Genomic DNA, 15,922 nt, shown 5'->3' on the forward strand with positions numbered 1-15,922 from the left:
CTGTCGTGCTGTCACCCGGCGCACCCGCATTGTGAGCCATCTGCGGAAAATGTGCTGGACGTGCAATACGGCAATTCATGCCGATGCAGCGATGAAATTTTCCTGCGAAGCATCGTATGCAACGCAAATTTCACGCATGCGCGATGTGCAATGCGCAGGATGAAAAAGGCAACGTTGAATGTCGATGAGGTATCGATGAAAAGTGCCGATGAAAAGCGTCAATGAAAAGACATCGGCGAAAGGAAAAACGAAGGAATGGCGGCCATGCAAACAACGCCATGCGCACCGATGCAGGCATGACGCGACCTGCATGCAATACGCCGGCGTGAAATCAGGCAGCGCCGATTTCGCAGCCGCGGCTTTCCAGTCCGGCCAGCAATGCTGCAAACGCCTCTTCTGCCTGCTGCGGTTCGCCTTTCACGCCGAGTTCGATATGGCGGCGCGTCTGCGCATCGCCGACGCTGGGCAGGCTGAACACCTTCACCGCCGGAAACGCGCGCTCGATGGTTTCCATCAGCGGCGTCAATGCCGATTCCATCGCCTCGAACACCAGCACTGATTTTTCCAGATGCGGCCGCTGGTGGAACAGGTGCGCGTAATGCGTATCGAGCGCCCATTCGATCATCGGCCATGCCATCACCGGGAATCCCGGCAGGAAATAATGCGCGCCGCCATTGCCGTGCCGGATCGCAAAGCCAGGAATCTTGTTGTACGGATTCGGCACGATCTCCGCGCCCTGCGGAAACTCGCCCATCTTCAGCCGATGCAGATTTTCCGGCCGGTCGGGATCGAAATCCACGTTCGCCTCGCGCGCCATGTCCAGCATGCGTTCGCGGATCTTCTCTTTCGCCTGCGGATGCAATACCAGTGGCACACCCAATGCAGCGGCGGCGCATTGCCGCGTGTGATCGTCGGGCGTGGCGCCGATGCCGCCGCAGCTGAACACGATGTCATTGCTGGCGAAGGTACGCTGCAACGTCGCCGTGATGCGCGCCGGATCGTCGCCTATGCATTCGGCCCACGACAGCGACAGACCGCGCGCAGCGAGCAGTTCGACGACCTTGGCAAAATGCTTGTCGGTGCGTTTGCCGGACAGGATTTCGTCGCCGATGATGATGAGTCCGAATGCCATGCGGTTTACCTTGCGTCGAATCGAATGGAAAAGCGAAATGGAAGAGCGAAAAATCAGACGTTTTCCGTCAGTTGCAGCGGCGCCTCCCCGACCGCCGCCGCCGACTGCAGGGCGCGCCATCGCCGCAGCGCTTCCAGACAGTAATGCTGGAACCACAATCCGGTGAACACGAACACCAGCACATAAAGCCAGATCGCGCCGGCTGCCAGTACCGGGAAGAAAATGACCGACAGTGCGCCGCCCAGCCACAGCAACGTCGGCGCCGCGCCCATCGCGCCGGTGACGATGCCGATCGCCAGCAACCGCCAGCGATGCGTTTTCAGGATTATCCGGCGCTCCTCCGCGTCGGCATGATCGGCCAGCGCATCGTAGGCCATCACACGATAGGTCAGCCAGCCCCACAGCAAGGGCTGCACGACGAAGGTCAGCGGCGGAAACAGCGACAGCGGCAACGTGACCAGCCACAGCACGAGGAACACGACGAACGACGACAGCGAGGTCCACAGACTGCCGACGAAGGTACCGCCGCGGCGCAGCTCCAGCTCCCCGTAGCTGCGCCGGCCGACGTGGCGCACGATGACTGGCATCGCCATCGTGCCGACAAACAGCAATGCAGTCAGGATCATCAAGGGCAGCAATACCCACATCGCCAGCAGCGGCACCACCACCGCCTTCAGCGCCCCCATGCCGATGATCGCCAGCACGCCGCCGGCGACGCTGAAGGCATCGTTCTGCACAAACCATTGCTGCAGCCAGTCGATCATCCGCTGCAGGTAAAGCCACAGCACGAATCCCCAGACCGCGACAGACAAGATGAAAGGCACGACCGTCAGCATCAGCATGCGCACATGCATCTGCGACAGCAGCGCTTTGCCGAAGGCGTTCAATATCGGTCGCATCAAGAGAAAATCCTTTCGAGACAGTCGGCGCATTTTACCGTGCGTGCCGATACGGCGCGGACGGCAGGACAATGCACGGCGGCAACGCTTCGGAACGCATCGGGAACCAATGTCGCCTGCTACAATCTTTCGTTTTCCGACACCACTTTCCTTGAAGGACAAGACAATGACCACTACGACCTCCTCTGGCCTGCAGTACGAAGACAAGATCGTCGGCGACGGCGCGGAAGCGGCTGCTGGCAACTATGTCACCGTGCACTACACCGGCTGGCTGCAGAATCCGGATGGCAGCGCCGGCACAAAATTCGATTCCAGCAAGGACCGCAACGATCCGTTCGCCTTTCCGCTGGGCGCAGGCCACGTGATCAAGGGCTGGGATGAAGGCGTGCAAGGCATGAAGATCGGCGGCACCCGCGTGCTGACGATCCCGGCATCGCTGGGCTACGGCGCGCGCGGCGCAGGCGGCGTGATTCCGCCAAACGCCACGCTGATCTTCGAAGTGGAATTGCTGGGCGTCTGATCCAACTGGCGGCAAAACCGACAAAAAAGCCCCGCGTCCTGCGACCGGGGCTTTTTTCATGCGGCACGCTTTCGGGTGCATTCGGCGTCGGATTGTTCGGTCCGCTTGTTCGATCCGGTTATTCGACCCGCTTGTTCGCCCCGATTTTGCATGCCGAAAGCCGCATCACACCGGCGTGCCGAACACCTTGTCGAGATTGCGTGCGATCTTTTCCTCCAGCGTGGCGGAAAACGCCTTGAACAGGAAATCCAGCGTCACGTCGACCTGCACCGCGGACTCCTGCAACGCCAGCGTGCCGGCCACACCGCTGCGACGAAACGTCAGCACATCGCCGCACCACTGCGTCGCCATCTGGAATTCGTCGGCCATTCGGTCGGCAATCTGTTGCGCCGCCTCCTTCGCTTGCTGCAGCGAAAGCCCATGTTCGCGCCGAATACTGATGTCCGCCATGCCCTTCTTCCCGTCGTCAAAAGGACGGGATTCTAACGCGGAAGCGCTTTCCGGCGTTTTTCCTCGGCTGCCGCCCGCATTTGCTTATTCCAAATCCATATAAGCCAGGTTTGTGAGGCCGGCCGATATGCATTAAAATGCAGGGTTTCTGCGGCTGCCAACTGCCCTGCTGCGCCCACTTCCGTTGCGCCTTTTCCTGGCTGTTGGCTGTCCCGCTCCCGACTATTTCAGAATTAGGACTGGTATGACCCACGTAGTAACCGATTCCTGCATCCTCTGCCGTTATACGGACTGCGTCGATGTGTGCCCGGTGGATTGCTTCCGCGAAGGCCCGAATTTTCTGGCGATCGATCCGGACGAATGCATCGACTGCGCCGTCTGCGTGGCCGAATGCCCCGTCAATGCGATCTATGCCGAGGAAGACGTGCCGGCTGATCAGCAGCAGTTCATCCCGCTGAACGCCGAACTGGCGCGCGACTGGCCGTCGATCACGAAGACCAAGGCCGCGCTGCCGGAAGCCGAAGAATGGAAAGACAAGCAGAACAAATTGCCGCATCTGGCACGTTGATTTTGGCACGTTGATCCAGACGCACTGAATCGACGCCGATCTCATCTGCACACGACGCCCCGCGAGACTTTCTCCCGGGGCGTTTTCACATCATCGTGCTCTGCCGTTTCAACCGTTCCCCGCCGATTTCCGACCGATTCCTGGCCGAATCTCAACTGATGCTCGACTGATTTCCGACCGGTTTTCGTTTGGCGCGCAAGCCCGCCTTGGACGATAATTCGGTTTTCCGCCACAACATCTCGATCCGCCTTGCCTTCCAACGACTCCCGCACGCTTGCCGATCAGCTTGAAGATCTGCTGCCGCAGACGCAATGCACGAAATGCGGCTATCCGGCCTGCCGTCCCTATGCGGAAGCGATGGCCGAAGGCCGCGCGGAACACAACCAGTGCCCGCCGGGCGGCGTCGAGGGCGTGGAACGGCTGGCGCAAGCGCTGGGCAAGCGCGTCATCCCGATCAATCCGGACAACGGCGTCGTGCGCCCGCGTCCGATCGCGCTGATCGATGAGCAGATCTGCATCGGTTGCACGCTGTGCATCCAGGCCTGCCCGGTCGATGCCATCGTCGGTGCGGCCAAACAGATGCACACGGTGGTCGCCGAGCTGTGCACCGGCTGCGACCTGTGCGTGGCGCCCTGCCCGGTCGACTGCATTGCGATGGTCGAGGTCACGCCCGGCAAGACCGGCTGGCAGGCGTGGTCGCAACCGCAAGCCGACGATGCACGCGCGCGCCACGACTTCCGTACGTTGCGCCTGAAACGAGAAAAGGAAGAAAACGACGCACGCCTCGCTGCCAAGGCGGCCGCCAAACTGCAGGCTGTGCAGAACGAAGAAGCGCTGACCGAAGCGGAGAAGGCGGAACAGGCACGCAAGAAGGCCATCATCCAGGCCGCCATCGAGCGCGCAAGGCTGAAGAAGGAACAGGCGGAAAAAGAAAAAGAAGAAAAGGACAAGGAATGAACGCGCAAAAGCGACGCGAAATCTTCGAGCGGCTGCGCGCCGCCAATGCTCATCCCACCACCGAACTCGAATACACGACGCCGTTCGAACTGCTGATCGCAGTGCTGCTGTCGGCGCAGGCGACCGACGTTTCGGTCAACAAGGCCACGCGCCGCCTGTATCCGGTCGCCAATACGCCGAAGAAGCTGCTGAAGCTCGGCGTCGAAGGACTGGAGCCCTACATCCAGACCATCGGCCTGTACCGCACCAAGGCGAAGAACGTGATTGCCACCTGCCAGATCCTGCTGGAACGGCACAACGGCGAAGTGCCGCGTACACGCGAGGAACTGGAAGCGCTGCCGGGCGTCGGTCGCAAGACTGCGAACGTCGTGCTGAACACCGCGTTCGGCGAACCGACGATCGCCGTCGACACGCATATCTTTCGCGTCTCCAATCGCACCGGCATCGCGCCGGGCAAGAACGTCGACATCGTCGAGCAAAAGCTGATGAAGTTCGTGCCCGACGAATTCAAGCAGGATGCGCATCACTGGCTGATCCTGCACGGCCGCTATACCTGCATCGCACGCGCACCGAAGTGCTGGAATTGCCTGATCGCCGACCTGTGCGAATACAAGGCGAAGACGCCGCTGCCGGCCAAGGGCGTCTGATTTCTTCTGTCTTTCTGTTTCTTACAGCACGATCGCGCAGGAAGCGTCGAAGGTCAAACGCGGCAGGCGCGGCTTGATCTTGTCGTGATCGCCGTAGCCGATGCTGCAGATGAAATTGGCCTTGACCTGCGTGCCGACGAAGAATTCGGCATTGACCTTTTCCGCATCGAAGCCCGACATCGGTCCGCAATCGAGGCCGACCGCACGCGCCGCCAGAATGAAGTAACCGCCCTGCAGCGACGAATTGCGGAACGCGGTTTCCTCCGCCAGCTTGGGATTGGCTTCCATCATGCCCTGCACATCGGCATGCGGAAACAGTTGCGGCATCTTGCGGCCGAACGCCATATCCATGCCGATGATCGCGGTGATCGGCGCCGACTTCACCTTCTCCACGTTGCCCGGCGAAACGCAGGCTGCCAACCGTGCCTTGGCCTGATCCGACTTGACGAAGGCGATACGCATCGGCGAGCAATTGAACGCCGTCGGGCACCACTTCATCAGTTCGTAGATTTCGCGCAACTGGCCGTTGGTCACCGGCTTGTCCAACCATGCGTGGTTGGTGTGGGCGTGGGTAAAGAGAGTTTCGATCGCTTCCTGGTTCAACATGGCGTATCCATTCTGTTCTGTTTCTCGGGCCGGCGCGGATGCGAAGCCGCATGCAGTGCCGGATAAAGGCAGCTATGGTAGCGGAAAGCGGCCATGCGGGTAGCCGGCAAGCCACGTACAATACCGGATTGTCCCTAGCGAATACTCCTGTTTCCGATGTTTACCCCGTCACAGCACGACGTCCGCCGATTCTTCTGCGAAACCTTCCGCAAGCAGCAGGCCAATGAAATCCTGACGCCGCTGGAAGCGATCGCGCGCGACTGGATCGTCCAGCATCCCGAATATGCCGATGCGCTGAAGGACGTGGAAGCGGCGCTGGCCGCCGACTATTCGGTGGAATCGGGACAGAGCAATCCGTTCCTGCATCTGTCGATGCACCTGTCTATCGCCGAGCAGATCTCGATCGACCAGCCACCCGGCATCCGTGCCGCCTACCAGACGCTGGCGCAACGCATCGGCGAACACGATGCGCATCATCAGGTGATGGAATGCCTGGGCGAAATGATCTGGGCGTCGCAGCGCAGCGGCCTGCCGCCGGACGGCGCGGCCTATATCGAATGCATCAGGAAACGCTGCTGATTGCCTTCAGCTCGGCAAACTGGCAGCACAACAAAAAAGCCACGGCTGCAACCGTGGCTTTTTTGTTGAACCATTACGCCGCACATCGGCGGCAAGTCCGATAGCCTCGCGTCTCGCTTACACCTTACTTGCGCAGTACAAGCGTGCCCGGCAGGCTGTGCAGATAGGCCGCAATGTTCTTGATGTCTTCATCGGACAACTGCTTGGCCAGCGGGCCCATGATCGGATTGCTGCGGCTGTTCGGACCGCCGGCACCGCGGCGATAGGAAATCAGCGCATGCTCCAGATAATCCTGATGCTGGCCGGCCAGCTTCGGATAGACCGGATCGATCGGCGTGTTGTAGTCGGCGCCGTGGCAGGATGCACAGTTGAACTTGGTGACGGCCGCCTTGCCGGCTGCAACACGGTCATTCGCCGATGCGTGAAAGGAAACGGCAGCCGACAGCAGGACGATGGCCGGCGCGATGAGCTTCTTCATGATGGCCTCCCCTTATTTCTGCTGTGCGTAATAGGCCGCCACGTCGGCGATGTCCTGATCGGACATGCTGGCCGCGATGCCGTGCATGGTCGGATGATTGCGATCGCCTTTCTTGTAGGCGTTCAGGGCGGCGATGATGTATTTCTCTGATTGGCCGCCCAGCATCGGCACGTGATAGACCTCAGGGAAGGATGTCTTGTAACCGGCGATGCCATGGCATCCGATACACATCGCAACCTTGTTGGCTGCCGCCTTGGCGTCACCGACGATTTCTGCCGCAACGGCAGCGTTGGCCACACCCGCAAGCACGAGGAGTGCAAAGAGTTTTTTCATGATGTCTGTGGAAGATTAATACGAATCCCGGTAACCGGAACGCCGCATGAAACAGCTTTTGTTACGTAAAAATATTGCCAAGCCACACCAAAAACCGCTCGATTCTAACTGAAGACCGCACGCGCGTCACGTTGAAATTTTCCGCGCCATCGGCCGCCTGTTGATGGCAACTTGCCGTTATCTTCCTTCTTCTTCCCGTTCCTCTTTCTTTTCGAGCACGGATTCCGCCTCTTCCATTTGTGTTTGTTCGACCATTTGCGCGTCCATTTCCTGTTGCCGTGCCGTCTCTTCGCTACGCACCGCTATCGGCCAGAAGAAGGCTGCCGGCGACAGCACGAAACGGCGCAGTACCGCGCGGAACACCATGCGGCGGCGGCCACGCGGCACATCCCGCGCACGCAGCGACAGCACCAGCGCGCAGCCGAACGCTGTCGCCACGTTCAGCAAACCCGTCACCAGCACACCCGCGCAGGCAAGCCAAAACTGCGGCATCGAGAAGACCTCCCAGCCCAGACTGCCGGCAGCCGCCGTCAGCGTCGCAGCCGACAGCGTCACCTGCCGCACGGCAAGCGGCACGCCGAAGAAATCCGCGATCACCGGCGTCATGCCGAGCAAAACTGCCAGCGCCAGATTGCCGGCAATGGCGGCGATATTGCGCTCCAGCCAGGCCGCCAGCCGCTGCGCGCGATTGGCGCCCAGCGCATGCACCAGCCGGCGGTGATGCGCCAGCCCCAGCTTCAGGCCGCGCAGCGTGAACCAGTTGTCGGCAAAACCGGCGGCCAGACTTGCCATCCACAGCAGCACGCCGGTGACGATCGCAAACAGCGGTGTGAAGCCGACCAGCGACAGGCTGTGCAGCACGACTTCGGCATTGGCCGGCAGGATCAGCGGACGATGGAAAATCGGCAGCACCACGACGCACAACACGGCCATCACCGGCACCACCGTCAGCAGGTTGCCGAAGATCGCCGCCGCCTGCGCGCGCAGGATGGCGGTTGCGCGCAACAGCAGCGCGTGCAATCCTTCCGGCGTATCGAGCGCAGCGGTTTCCGCCGCCAGCGCCGGTGCCGTTACCGCCGGCTGCCGCGTCGCCAGCACGCCGCCGATCGCCGAGATACACAGGAAACCTGCAGCAAAGACAACCGACTGGAACAAGCCCGAAAAGAATTTCGCCAGACCGATCGTATCGATGCCGAGCTTCGCCAGCGCAACGAAACCCGCCACGCAGCCGCCCAGCAGCGCCGCCTTCCAGACCGTCTTGTATTCGATGCGATTACGCGCGATGTAGAGTTCGCCGTGATCGGCATTGCGCTCGACCATCTTGCGCGCCAGCAGCGCAAAACTGCGGCTCAGCAATTCGCGCACAGACGAACGATGATGATTGGCGACGATCAGATCGGCCAGCACCGCCTGCACCTGCCCCGACCCTTGCTCGGCCTGTGCGCTGCGCAAATCCAGCAGACGGGCGATGCGCGCCAGTTGCGCGCGCATGCGTTCGACGTGATAGACGAGACTGACGGATACGCCGTGTTCGTCCAGGTGCGCGTAAATCTTGTCGGTTTGTGCCTGGCAAACGGCAACCAGCATGCGCACGCTGCGCAGCGCCGCCGGATCGTGCGTCTTGATCATCAGGCAGACTTCCAGCTCGCGGCGCAGCGCCATGAACGGCGTCGCCAGCAACGGCATGCGCGGTTCCAGTCGTTGCCGGAAGGCGGGACTGATGCCGACCGAAATCACCATCGTCACCAGATATAGCATCGCCTCGTCGATCTGCTGGCGATAGCCGTGCGCAATGCCGTCGTCGCCGCCAAGCTTCCACAGGCGCAGCAGCGTCCTGTCGTCCAGCGACATCAGCCAGGCCGCATCGGATTCGTCGGGAAACATCGCGGTGAACAATGCAGAGAGATCCTGCTGGCCGACCGGCCGCGGCAACACCAGCTTGGCGATGCGCTCGGACAACTCGGAAAAGAATGCCGATTCGCGCGGCATGCCGGTGGCGGAAAACAGTTCGTGCCCGGTCGCTTCGCGCAAGGTCTTGCGCAGCGTCGCCTGCACGTTCTGCCGCACGTCGCGATGCGCATCCAGCCAATCGAGCAGAAAACGGATGCGCTGATGCTTGACGCGTCGCCATCTGTCGTCGCCCAGCAGCGACACCTTCGGTTCGCGGCGTACCCATTCGGCCAGATCGATCATCCAGTTGGCGCGCACATGCCAATGCGCGTTCGGATCAGCGCGACGCATCAGCGATTCGATCTGCGGCAGATAACGCGCATGATCGGTGTGATGCCGCAACGCGCCGCGACGGAACCTGCGCCAGATCGCGCAGATTCGTGAAAAGGAAAGCTTCATTGTATTTCTTGTAATGGGAAGATTTTTTGAACAGCGGCAATAGTATGGCAACAACGCGGCAACGGTGCAGCAATCGGCGATACGGCGGATACGGCGAACGCAGTGGAACGGAGCAATCGCTTCGGCGCTCCCGTCCGAGCCACAAGACGTTTCGCTTATACTCCGGTTTCTTTTCTTTCCAGTGACACGCATGCGACAAGCAACACGTTTCGAAGGTTCCCGCAATTACGTCGCCACCGGCGATCTGAAACTGGCCGTCAACGCCGCATTGCAATTGCAACGCCCGCTGCTGATCAAGGGCGAACCCGGCACCGGCAAGACAATGCTGGCCGAAGAAGTTGCCGAGGCGCTCGGCATGCCATTATTGCAATGGCATATCAAATCGACCACGAAGGCGCAGCAGGGATTGTACGAATACGACGCGGTATCGCGCCTGCGCGATTCGCAGCTCGGCGACGAACGCGTCAAGAACATCGACAACTACATCGTCAAGGGCGTGCTGTGGCAAGCCTTCACGGCGGAACAGCAAGTCGTGCTGCTGATCGACGAGATCGACAAGGCCGACATCGAATTCCCGAACGATCTGCTGCGCGAACTGGATCGCATGGAATTCCATGTCTACGAAACGCGCGAGATCGTGAAGGCAAAGCATCGCCCGTTGGTCATCATCACGTCGAACAACGAAAAGGAATTGCCGGACGCCTTCCTGCGCCGCTGCTTCTTCCATTACATCCGCTTTCCCGATCGCGAGACGATGCAGCAGATCGTCGCCGTGCATTTCCCTAACCTGAAACAGGAACTGCTCGCGAAGGCATTGGAAGTGTTCTATCAGCTGCGCGACGTCGGCGGCCTGAAGAAAAAACCGTCGACCTCCGAACTGCTGGACTGGATGAAACTGCTGCTGGCCGAAGACATTCCGCCGGAAGCACTGCACAGCGGCGATGCGCGCGTATCGATTCCGCCGCTGCATGGCGCGCTGCTGAAGAACGAACAGGATATCGCACTGTTCGAACGGCTGGTCTTCATGTCGCGCACCAATCGCTAGGCACCTCTTCGGATTTCACCGTGCTCATCGATTTCTTCTTTAGCCTGCGCGATGCCGGCATTCCGGTTTCTATCAAGGAATTCCTGCTGTTGCTGCAGGCGCTGGAGCGCGAAGTCATCGATTATTCGTTCGACGATTTCTACTATCTGGCGCGTCTGTCGCTGGTCAAGGACGAAGCCAACTTCGACAAGTTCGACCGCGCCTTCGCGCAATACTTCCACGGCATCGAAACCGCGATCGACAAGGAAACCGTTCCGCTCGACTGGCTGATGCAGAAAGCATTGCGCGAACTGAGCGACGAACAGAAAGCCGCACTGCAGAAATTCGGCTACGACAAACTGCTGGACCGCCTGAAGGAATTACTGAAGGAACAGAAGGAACGCCACGAAGGCGGCGGCAAGTGGATAGGCACCGGCGGCACCTCGCCGTTCGGCAACAGCGGATACAACCCGGAAGGTATACGCATCGGCGGCGAGAGCCGGCACCGCAGCGCGGTCAAGGTGTGGGAGCAGCGCGTCTATCGCGATTACGACGCATCGTGCGAAATCGGCACGCGCAACATCAAGGTCGCGCTACGCCGCCTGCGCCGTTTCGCGCGCCAGGGCGCAGCCAGCGAACTCGCGCTCGATGAAACGATACGCTCGACCGCCAACAACGCCGGCTGGCTGGACATCCGCATGCGGCCGGAACGTCGCAACAGCGTGAAAGTGCTGATGCTGCTGGACGTCGGCGGTTCAATGGACGATCACATCCAGCAGACCGAAGAACTGTTCTCGGCGGCGAAGGCCGAGTTCAAGCATCTCGATTTCTACTACTTCCACAACTGCGTCTACGATCACCTGTGGCGCAACAATCATTTACGGCAATCGGAACGCTTTTCGACGTGGGACGTGCTGCGCACCTATCCGCCGGATACCAAGCTGATCTTCGTCGGCGATGCGACGATGAGCCCGTACGAAATCCTGCGACCCGGCGGCGCAATCGACTATCACAACGACGAAGCCGGCGCCGCATGGCTGCAACGCTTCACGAAGGCCTTTCCCAGCTACGTGTGGCTCAATCCCGAACCGGAACACTTGTGGCAATACCGGCAGTCGATCGCGATCATCCGGCAACAGATGCACGATCGCATGGTGCCGCTGACGCTGGAAGGGCTGGAACGGGGAATGCGGCTGCTCGCCAAATAAGGCGGAAAAGACCGCAGAAAAAACAGCGAGAAAGATAGAAAAAAGACGGCAAGAAAAGACAGCCGAAAAAACACTCAAGAAATACGGCCCGGCCGCCCGATATCGGATGCCCGGCGTCAAATGCCCGACATCGAACGTCAGCGCGAGAGATGCATGAATTTCTTCAGCGCGCTGACCAGATGATGGCCCGCCACCGGCTTGGTCAGAAAACCGTCGAAACCGGCCTGCTTCGCGCGCACCGGATCGTAGCCGTTGAGGCGCGGCGTCAGGAAGACGACGGACGTACGATCGTTCGGCCGCACCGATTTGACCGCATGACACAGGCGGTACGGATCGATCTCCGTCATCGAGGTATTGATCATGACCACCGCCACGCGTTGCCGCGCGCAGGCGCCCTCCGCTTCCGCTTCGCCGCTGGCCCACAGCACTTCGACCTTGCTGCGCACCAGCAGCTCGGCGACGAAATCGCGGAAGGCCGACGTCTTGTCGACCACAAGCACGGCGCCGCCGTGGATCAGTTCGGCGCGCATCTTGCGGTATTCGGCGGGATCGGTCAGGTCGATGTCGACGCGGTCGCGGCGGCGGCGCTCCGGCACGGCAACGACGTCGGAAGCTTCCAGCTTGGACAGCGCATCGGCGCGCTTCTCGACCAATTGATCAAGCGCCTCGAACATGCGATGCCAGCGGATCGGCCGTTCGACGCGCGCATACGGCACGTCGATCAGCGGCTCGCCGACCAGCAATGCCGGCCGCACGTCGCTGGGGCGCAGGTCGGACAGCGTCAACAGCGCCTTCAGCTCGGAAGCGTTGGCGATGTACATGTCCGGATCCTGCAGATTGTCGTCGTCGAGCCGGAAATAGCCGTAGCCTTTTCCCTGACCGAGGGAAAAGGTGGCATCGAAAATTTCGGTTTCCTGCGGACTGAAGCCGATCAGGCGGACAGCAAAGGGAAAACTGTTCGTCATCGTTCGGATAGCGAAGGCAAAAACTTGCTCGTTGATCTCCCGGCTTCAGTACGGAGTGCTATCTGTCGCCGCGTACGTGGCGGCACCAGACCAGCAGCGCGATCGCAAACACGATGGGCAGCAGCATTTCGAAGCCCTCTTCGTGCATATTGCAGATCTCTCCCTGCACTTCAGTCAGATAGATGTGGTAATCGACATTCAGCGTCGCTTCCAGGCGATCGCAGATCTTGGTGAAGATCACGAGACCGATCGACAGGATCGTCAACCGGCCCCAGGCCTGGCGCCAGCCTTTCGTACGATACAGATACAGGATGAAGGCGATCAGCATCCACAGCATGATGCCGATGCAGATCAGAGCCACCAGCCCGCCCCAGAATTTCTCCGCGAACGGCACGCCGTCCATCTTGTAGAAATGGTGCTTGAAGATGCTTTGCGCGGTGAAGGCCTTGTGCAGGTCCGCCTCACGCGCGGCGAAGATCAGGCTCAAGGCCGCCGTTCCCACCCCCCACTTGTGGAAGCCGAGCTTGTAAAGGCACAGCACCGCCAGCGCAATCCACAGCGGCGGCGACACCACCTCGAAGAAGCCCGATTCGCTGGTCAGCTTGTGGGTCACGGAAACATCGATCGTATAGATGATGAAGAACAGCATTGCCGAAAACAGCAGCAATGCGATCACCACGATTTTCTCGATGGGCTGGATCGGTTGGGACGGTTGAACGGTCGGATGTGAAGAAGACATGGGGAACCAGTGCTGTTGACAGTAAATCATGAACTTTACCCGGAAACGCAACGACGCGCCGTGCCGCGGATTTCCAGCCGCGGACCAGGTTCACTCCCCTGTCTCATCGCAATGTTAAAAACACCGCGTTGCCCGACATTGGAGCGTGTTTGCGGGAAAAGCGCCAGTAACGCCTTGCAAATCTAACCATATTTAACAATTGATCGCCTGCTTTTGCCACATTATCTTTTCGACAATTCCTGAGCCGTGAACATACGCCAGCGTATTTTTCATTAGAATGCAGACACTTTTGACACTTTGATCCTGTAACGTTCCACCTGTCATACAGACCACGAATACAGCACACGATCTCACCAGCGACCGCATGGCCACCAAAAAATCCGACTACAGCGAATCCTCCATCCGCGTCCTCAAGGGACTCGAACCGGTCAAGCAGCGTCCGGGCATGTACACCCGCACCGAAAATCCGCTGCACATCATCCAGGAAGTCATCGACAACGCCTCCGACGAAGCGCTCGGTGGCTTCGGCAGGAACATCATCGTTACGCAGAACGCCGACGGCAGCGTCAGCGTCGAGGATGACGGCCGCGGCATTCCAGTCGGCCTGCACCCGGAAGAGAAAGTGCCGACGGTGGAAATCGTCTTCACCCGCCTGCACGCCGGCGGCAAGTTCGACAAGGGTTCGGGCGGCGCCTATGCATTCTCCGGCGGCCTGCACGGCGTCGGCGTCTCGGTAACGAATGCGCTGTCAAAGCGGTTGGAGATCAGCGTCTGGCGCGACAACGCCTTCCACATGATGGCCTTTGCCGACGGCGAGGTCGTCGAGAAACTGAAATCGCGTCCGCTCAATCGCGACGAAAAACGCAACGGCACGCGTGTGACCGCCTGGCCCGATCCGAAATACTTCGATTCGTCGGCGATCCCGCAGGCTGAACTGCAGCGCCTGCTGCGTTCCAAGGCCGTGCTGCTGCCCGGCGTAAAAGTCACGCTGGTCAACGGCAAGACCGGCGAATCGCAAAGCTGGCAGTACGAGCAGGGCCTGCGCGGTTATCTGAACGAAATGCTGGGACAAACCTCGCATTCCGAACCGCTGATTCCGCTGTTCGAAGGCGAGCAGTACGCGGGTAACGATTCGGACGGTTTTGCCGAAGGCGAAGGCGCGGCCTGGGTCGTGGCATGGACCGAAGACGGCCCGGTGGTGCGCGAATCGTATGTGAACCTGATCCCGACCTCGAACGGCGGCACGCATGAATCCGGTCTGCGCGAAGGCCTGTTCGGCGCGGTGAAAAGTTTTGTCGAACTGCATTCGCTGCTGCCGAAGGGCGTCAAGCTGCTGCCGGAAGACGTGTTTGCGCGCGTCTCCTTCGTGCTGTCGGCCAAGGTGCTCGATCCGCAGTTCCAGGGCCAGATCAAGGAACGCCTGAATTCGCGCGACGCGGTGCGCCTGGTCGCCACCTTCTCGCGCCCTGCGCTGGAACTGTGGCTGAACCAGCACGTCGACTACGGCAAGAAGCTGGCCGAACTGGTCATCAAGCAGGCACAGTCGCGGCTGCGTTCCGCGCAAAAGGTCGAGAAGAAGAAATCGTCCGGCGTCGCCGTGCTACCGGGCAAGCTGACCGATTGCGAATCGACCGACATCTCGCGCAACGAACTGTTCCTGGTCGAGGGCGATTCGGCCGGCGGCTCCGCCAAGATGGGCCGCGACAAGGAATTCCAGGCCATCCTGCCGCTGCGTGGCAAGGTGCTGAACTCGTGGGAAACCGAACGCGATCGCCTGTTCGCCAACAACGAGATTCACGACATCGCCGTCGCGCTCGGCGTCGATCCGCATGGCATCAGCGACGATGTCGACCTGAGCGGCTTGCGCTATGGCCGCGTCTGCATCCTGTCCGATGCGGACGTCGACGGTTCGCACATCCAGGTGCTGCTGCTGACATTGTTCTTCAAGCATTTTCCGCAACTGATCCAGCGCGGCCATGTCTGCATCGCACGTCCGCCGCTGTATCGCGTCGATGCGCCGGCACGCGGCAAGAAGCCGATCCAGAAGTTCTATGCGCTGGACGACGGCGAGCTGGAAGCGATCGAAGACAAGCTGCGCAAGGATGGCGTCAAGGACAAGGCATGGGGCATCTCGCGCTTCAAGGGTCTGGGCGAGATGAATGCCGAACAGCTGTGGGAAACCACGATGAATCCGGACACGCGCCGCCTGCTGCCGGTCTCGCTCGGAGAGTTCGACCAAACCGCTTCGGAATCACGCTTCAACATGTTGATGGGCAAGGGCGAAGCCGCCGCGCGCCGTGCATGGATCGAAGAACATGGCAACGAAGTCGAAGCCGACATCTAACGGTTCCGCCATCGAGGCGATGACGGCGTTGCTTGGCCTTGCCGTGCCCCGGCACTGTCTGCCGCACGCCTTGTCCTCGCCTCGATGCCGAAACCTTAATCGTTAAAAATTTGCGTCACCATTA

Annotated in this window: 17 protein-coding genes; 8 read left to right on the plus strand and 9 right to left on the minus strand. The window is 60.3% G+C overall.

Translation table 11 applies throughout. From position 1 onward, the window contains the following. Positions 1-331: 331 nt before the first annotated feature. Both ACO1VH_RS03570 and ACO1VH_RS03575 read right to left on the minus strand, forming a co-directional pair. Positions 332-1,132 (minus strand): competence/damage-inducible protein A, encoded by an 801-nt coding sequence (locus tag ACO1VH_RS03570; RefSeq protein ID WP_486242496.1) that lies wholly within the window; start codon positions 1,130-1,132, stop codon positions 332-334. A 53-nt stretch (positions 1,133-1,185) separates the two neighbouring features. Continuing rightward, positions 1,186-2,031 (minus strand): EI24 domain-containing protein, encoded by an 846-nt coding sequence (locus ACO1VH_RS03575; protein ID WP_486242497.1) that lies wholly within the window; start codon positions 2,029-2,031, stop codon positions 1,186-1,188. A gap of 166 nt (positions 2,032-2,197) precedes the next feature. Here ACO1VH_RS03575 and ACO1VH_RS03580 point away from each other — a divergent pair, with 166 nt between their 5' ends. Beyond that, positions 2,198-2,551 (plus strand): FKBP-type peptidyl-prolyl cis-trans isomerase, encoded by a 354-nt coding sequence (locus ACO1VH_RS03580; protein ID WP_486242499.1) that lies wholly within the window; start codon positions 2,198-2,200, stop codon positions 2,549-2,551. Positions 2,552-2,716: 165 nt separating this feature from the next. Here the strand turns inward: ACO1VH_RS03580 and ACO1VH_RS03585 are convergent, their stop codons facing one another. Beyond that, a complete protein-coding gene (locus ACO1VH_RS03585) occupies positions 2,717-3,001 on the minus strand; it encodes a polyhydroxyalkanoic acid system family protein (RefSeq protein ID WP_486242500.1) in 285 nt (94 codons plus the stop codon). Positions 3,002-3,245: 244 nt separating this feature from the next. Between ACO1VH_RS03585 and fdxA the strand changes: the two genes are divergently transcribed. From fdxA to nth, 3 genes are all read left to right on the plus strand, one after another. Next, positions 3,246-3,569, plus strand: a complete 324-nt coding sequence (fdxA, locus tag ACO1VH_RS03590) for a ferredoxin FdxA (protein ID WP_486242502.1) — start codon at positions 3,246-3,248, stop codon at positions 3,567-3,569. Positions 3,570-3,818: 249 nt separating this feature from the next. Beyond that, positions 3,819-4,526 carry an electron transport complex subunit RsxB gene (gene rsxB / locus ACO1VH_RS03595; RefSeq protein ID WP_486242503.1) on the plus strand — a complete coding sequence of 236 codons (708 nt, stop codon included), beginning with the start codon at positions 3,819-3,821 and terminating at the stop codon, positions 4,524-4,526. Beyond that, a complete protein-coding gene (nth, locus tag ACO1VH_RS03600) occupies positions 4,523-5,173 on the plus strand; it encodes an endonuclease III (protein ID WP_486242505.1) in 651 nt (216 codons plus the stop codon). Before rsxB ends, nth begins: the two co-directional genes overlap by 4 nt. 21 nt (positions 5,174-5,194) lie before the next feature. Here nth and ACO1VH_RS03605 read toward each other — a convergent pair whose 3' ends face one another. Continuing rightward, positions 5,195-5,779, minus strand: coding sequence for a malonic semialdehyde reductase (locus tag ACO1VH_RS03605; protein WP_486242507.1), 585 nt, complete (start codon positions 5,777-5,779; stop codon positions 5,195-5,197). A 156-nt stretch (positions 5,780-5,935) separates the two neighbouring features. Between ACO1VH_RS03605 and ACO1VH_RS03610 the strand changes: the two genes are divergently transcribed. Next, the gene (locus ACO1VH_RS03610; RefSeq protein ID WP_486242509.1) at positions 5,936-6,358 is read left to right on the plus strand and encodes a DUF1841 family protein; all 423 of its coding nucleotides are present in this window, start codon (positions 5,936-5,938) and stop codon (positions 6,356-6,358) included. A gap of 124 nt (positions 6,359-6,482) precedes the next feature. On the opposite strand, the gene ACO1VH_RS03615 is transcribed toward ACO1VH_RS03610, so the two are convergent. The 3 genes from ACO1VH_RS03615 to ACO1VH_RS03625 all read right to left on the minus strand — a co-directional run bounded on the left by ACO1VH_RS03615 (position 6,483) and on the right by ACO1VH_RS03625 (position 9,518). Then, positions 6,483-6,836: a c-type cytochrome gene (locus tag ACO1VH_RS03615; protein ID WP_486242510.1), complete on the minus strand. Its 354-nt coding sequence runs from the start codon at positions 6,834-6,836 to the stop codon at positions 6,483-6,485. A gap of 12 nt (positions 6,837-6,848) precedes the next feature. After that, a complete protein-coding gene (locus ACO1VH_RS03620) occupies positions 6,849-7,169 on the minus strand; it encodes a c-type cytochrome (protein WP_486242512.1) in 321 nt (106 codons plus the stop codon). Between the two features lie 177 nt (positions 7,170-7,346). Continuing rightward, on the minus strand, positions 7,347-9,518 hold the full coding sequence (locus tag ACO1VH_RS03625) for a preprotein translocase subunit TatB (RefSeq protein ID WP_486242514.1): 2,172 nt from the start codon (positions 9,516-9,518) through the stop codon (positions 7,347-7,349). A gap of 190 nt (positions 9,519-9,708) precedes the next feature. On the opposite strand from ACO1VH_RS03625, the gene ACO1VH_RS03630 reads away from it, so the two are divergent. Both ACO1VH_RS03630 and ACO1VH_RS03635 read left to right on the plus strand, forming a co-directional pair. Next, positions 9,709-10,563, plus strand: a complete 855-nt coding sequence (locus tag ACO1VH_RS03630) for an AAA family ATPase (protein ID WP_486242516.1) — start codon at positions 9,709-9,711, stop codon at positions 10,561-10,563. A 20-nt stretch (positions 10,564-10,583) separates the two neighbouring features. Beyond that, positions 10,584-11,750 carry a vWA domain-containing protein gene (locus tag ACO1VH_RS03635; RefSeq protein WP_486242517.1) on the plus strand — a complete coding sequence of 389 codons (1,167 nt, stop codon included), beginning with the start codon at positions 10,584-10,586 and terminating at the stop codon, positions 11,748-11,750. A 137-nt stretch (positions 11,751-11,887) separates the two neighbouring features. On the opposite strand, the gene ACO1VH_RS03640 is transcribed toward ACO1VH_RS03635, so the two are convergent. Both ACO1VH_RS03640 and ACO1VH_RS03645 read right to left on the minus strand, forming a co-directional pair. Further along, positions 11,888-12,715: a response regulator gene (locus ACO1VH_RS03640; RefSeq protein WP_486242519.1), complete on the minus strand. Its 828-nt coding sequence runs from the start codon at positions 12,713-12,715 to the stop codon at positions 11,888-11,890. A 58-nt stretch (positions 12,716-12,773) separates the two neighbouring features. Further along, positions 12,774-13,454, minus strand: a complete 681-nt coding sequence (locus ACO1VH_RS03645) for a hypothetical protein (RefSeq protein ID WP_486242520.1) — start codon at positions 13,452-13,454, stop codon at positions 12,774-12,776. A gap of 364 nt (positions 13,455-13,818) precedes the next feature. On the opposite strand from ACO1VH_RS03645, the gene ACO1VH_RS03650 reads away from it, so the two are divergent. Further along, positions 13,819-15,798: a DNA topoisomerase IV subunit B gene (locus ACO1VH_RS03650; protein WP_486242522.1), complete on the plus strand. Its 1,980-nt coding sequence runs from the start codon at positions 13,819-13,821 to the stop codon at positions 15,796-15,798. Positions 15,799-15,922: the final 124 nt, after the last annotated feature.

The organism is Oxalicibacterium sp. (assembly GCF_057353965.1).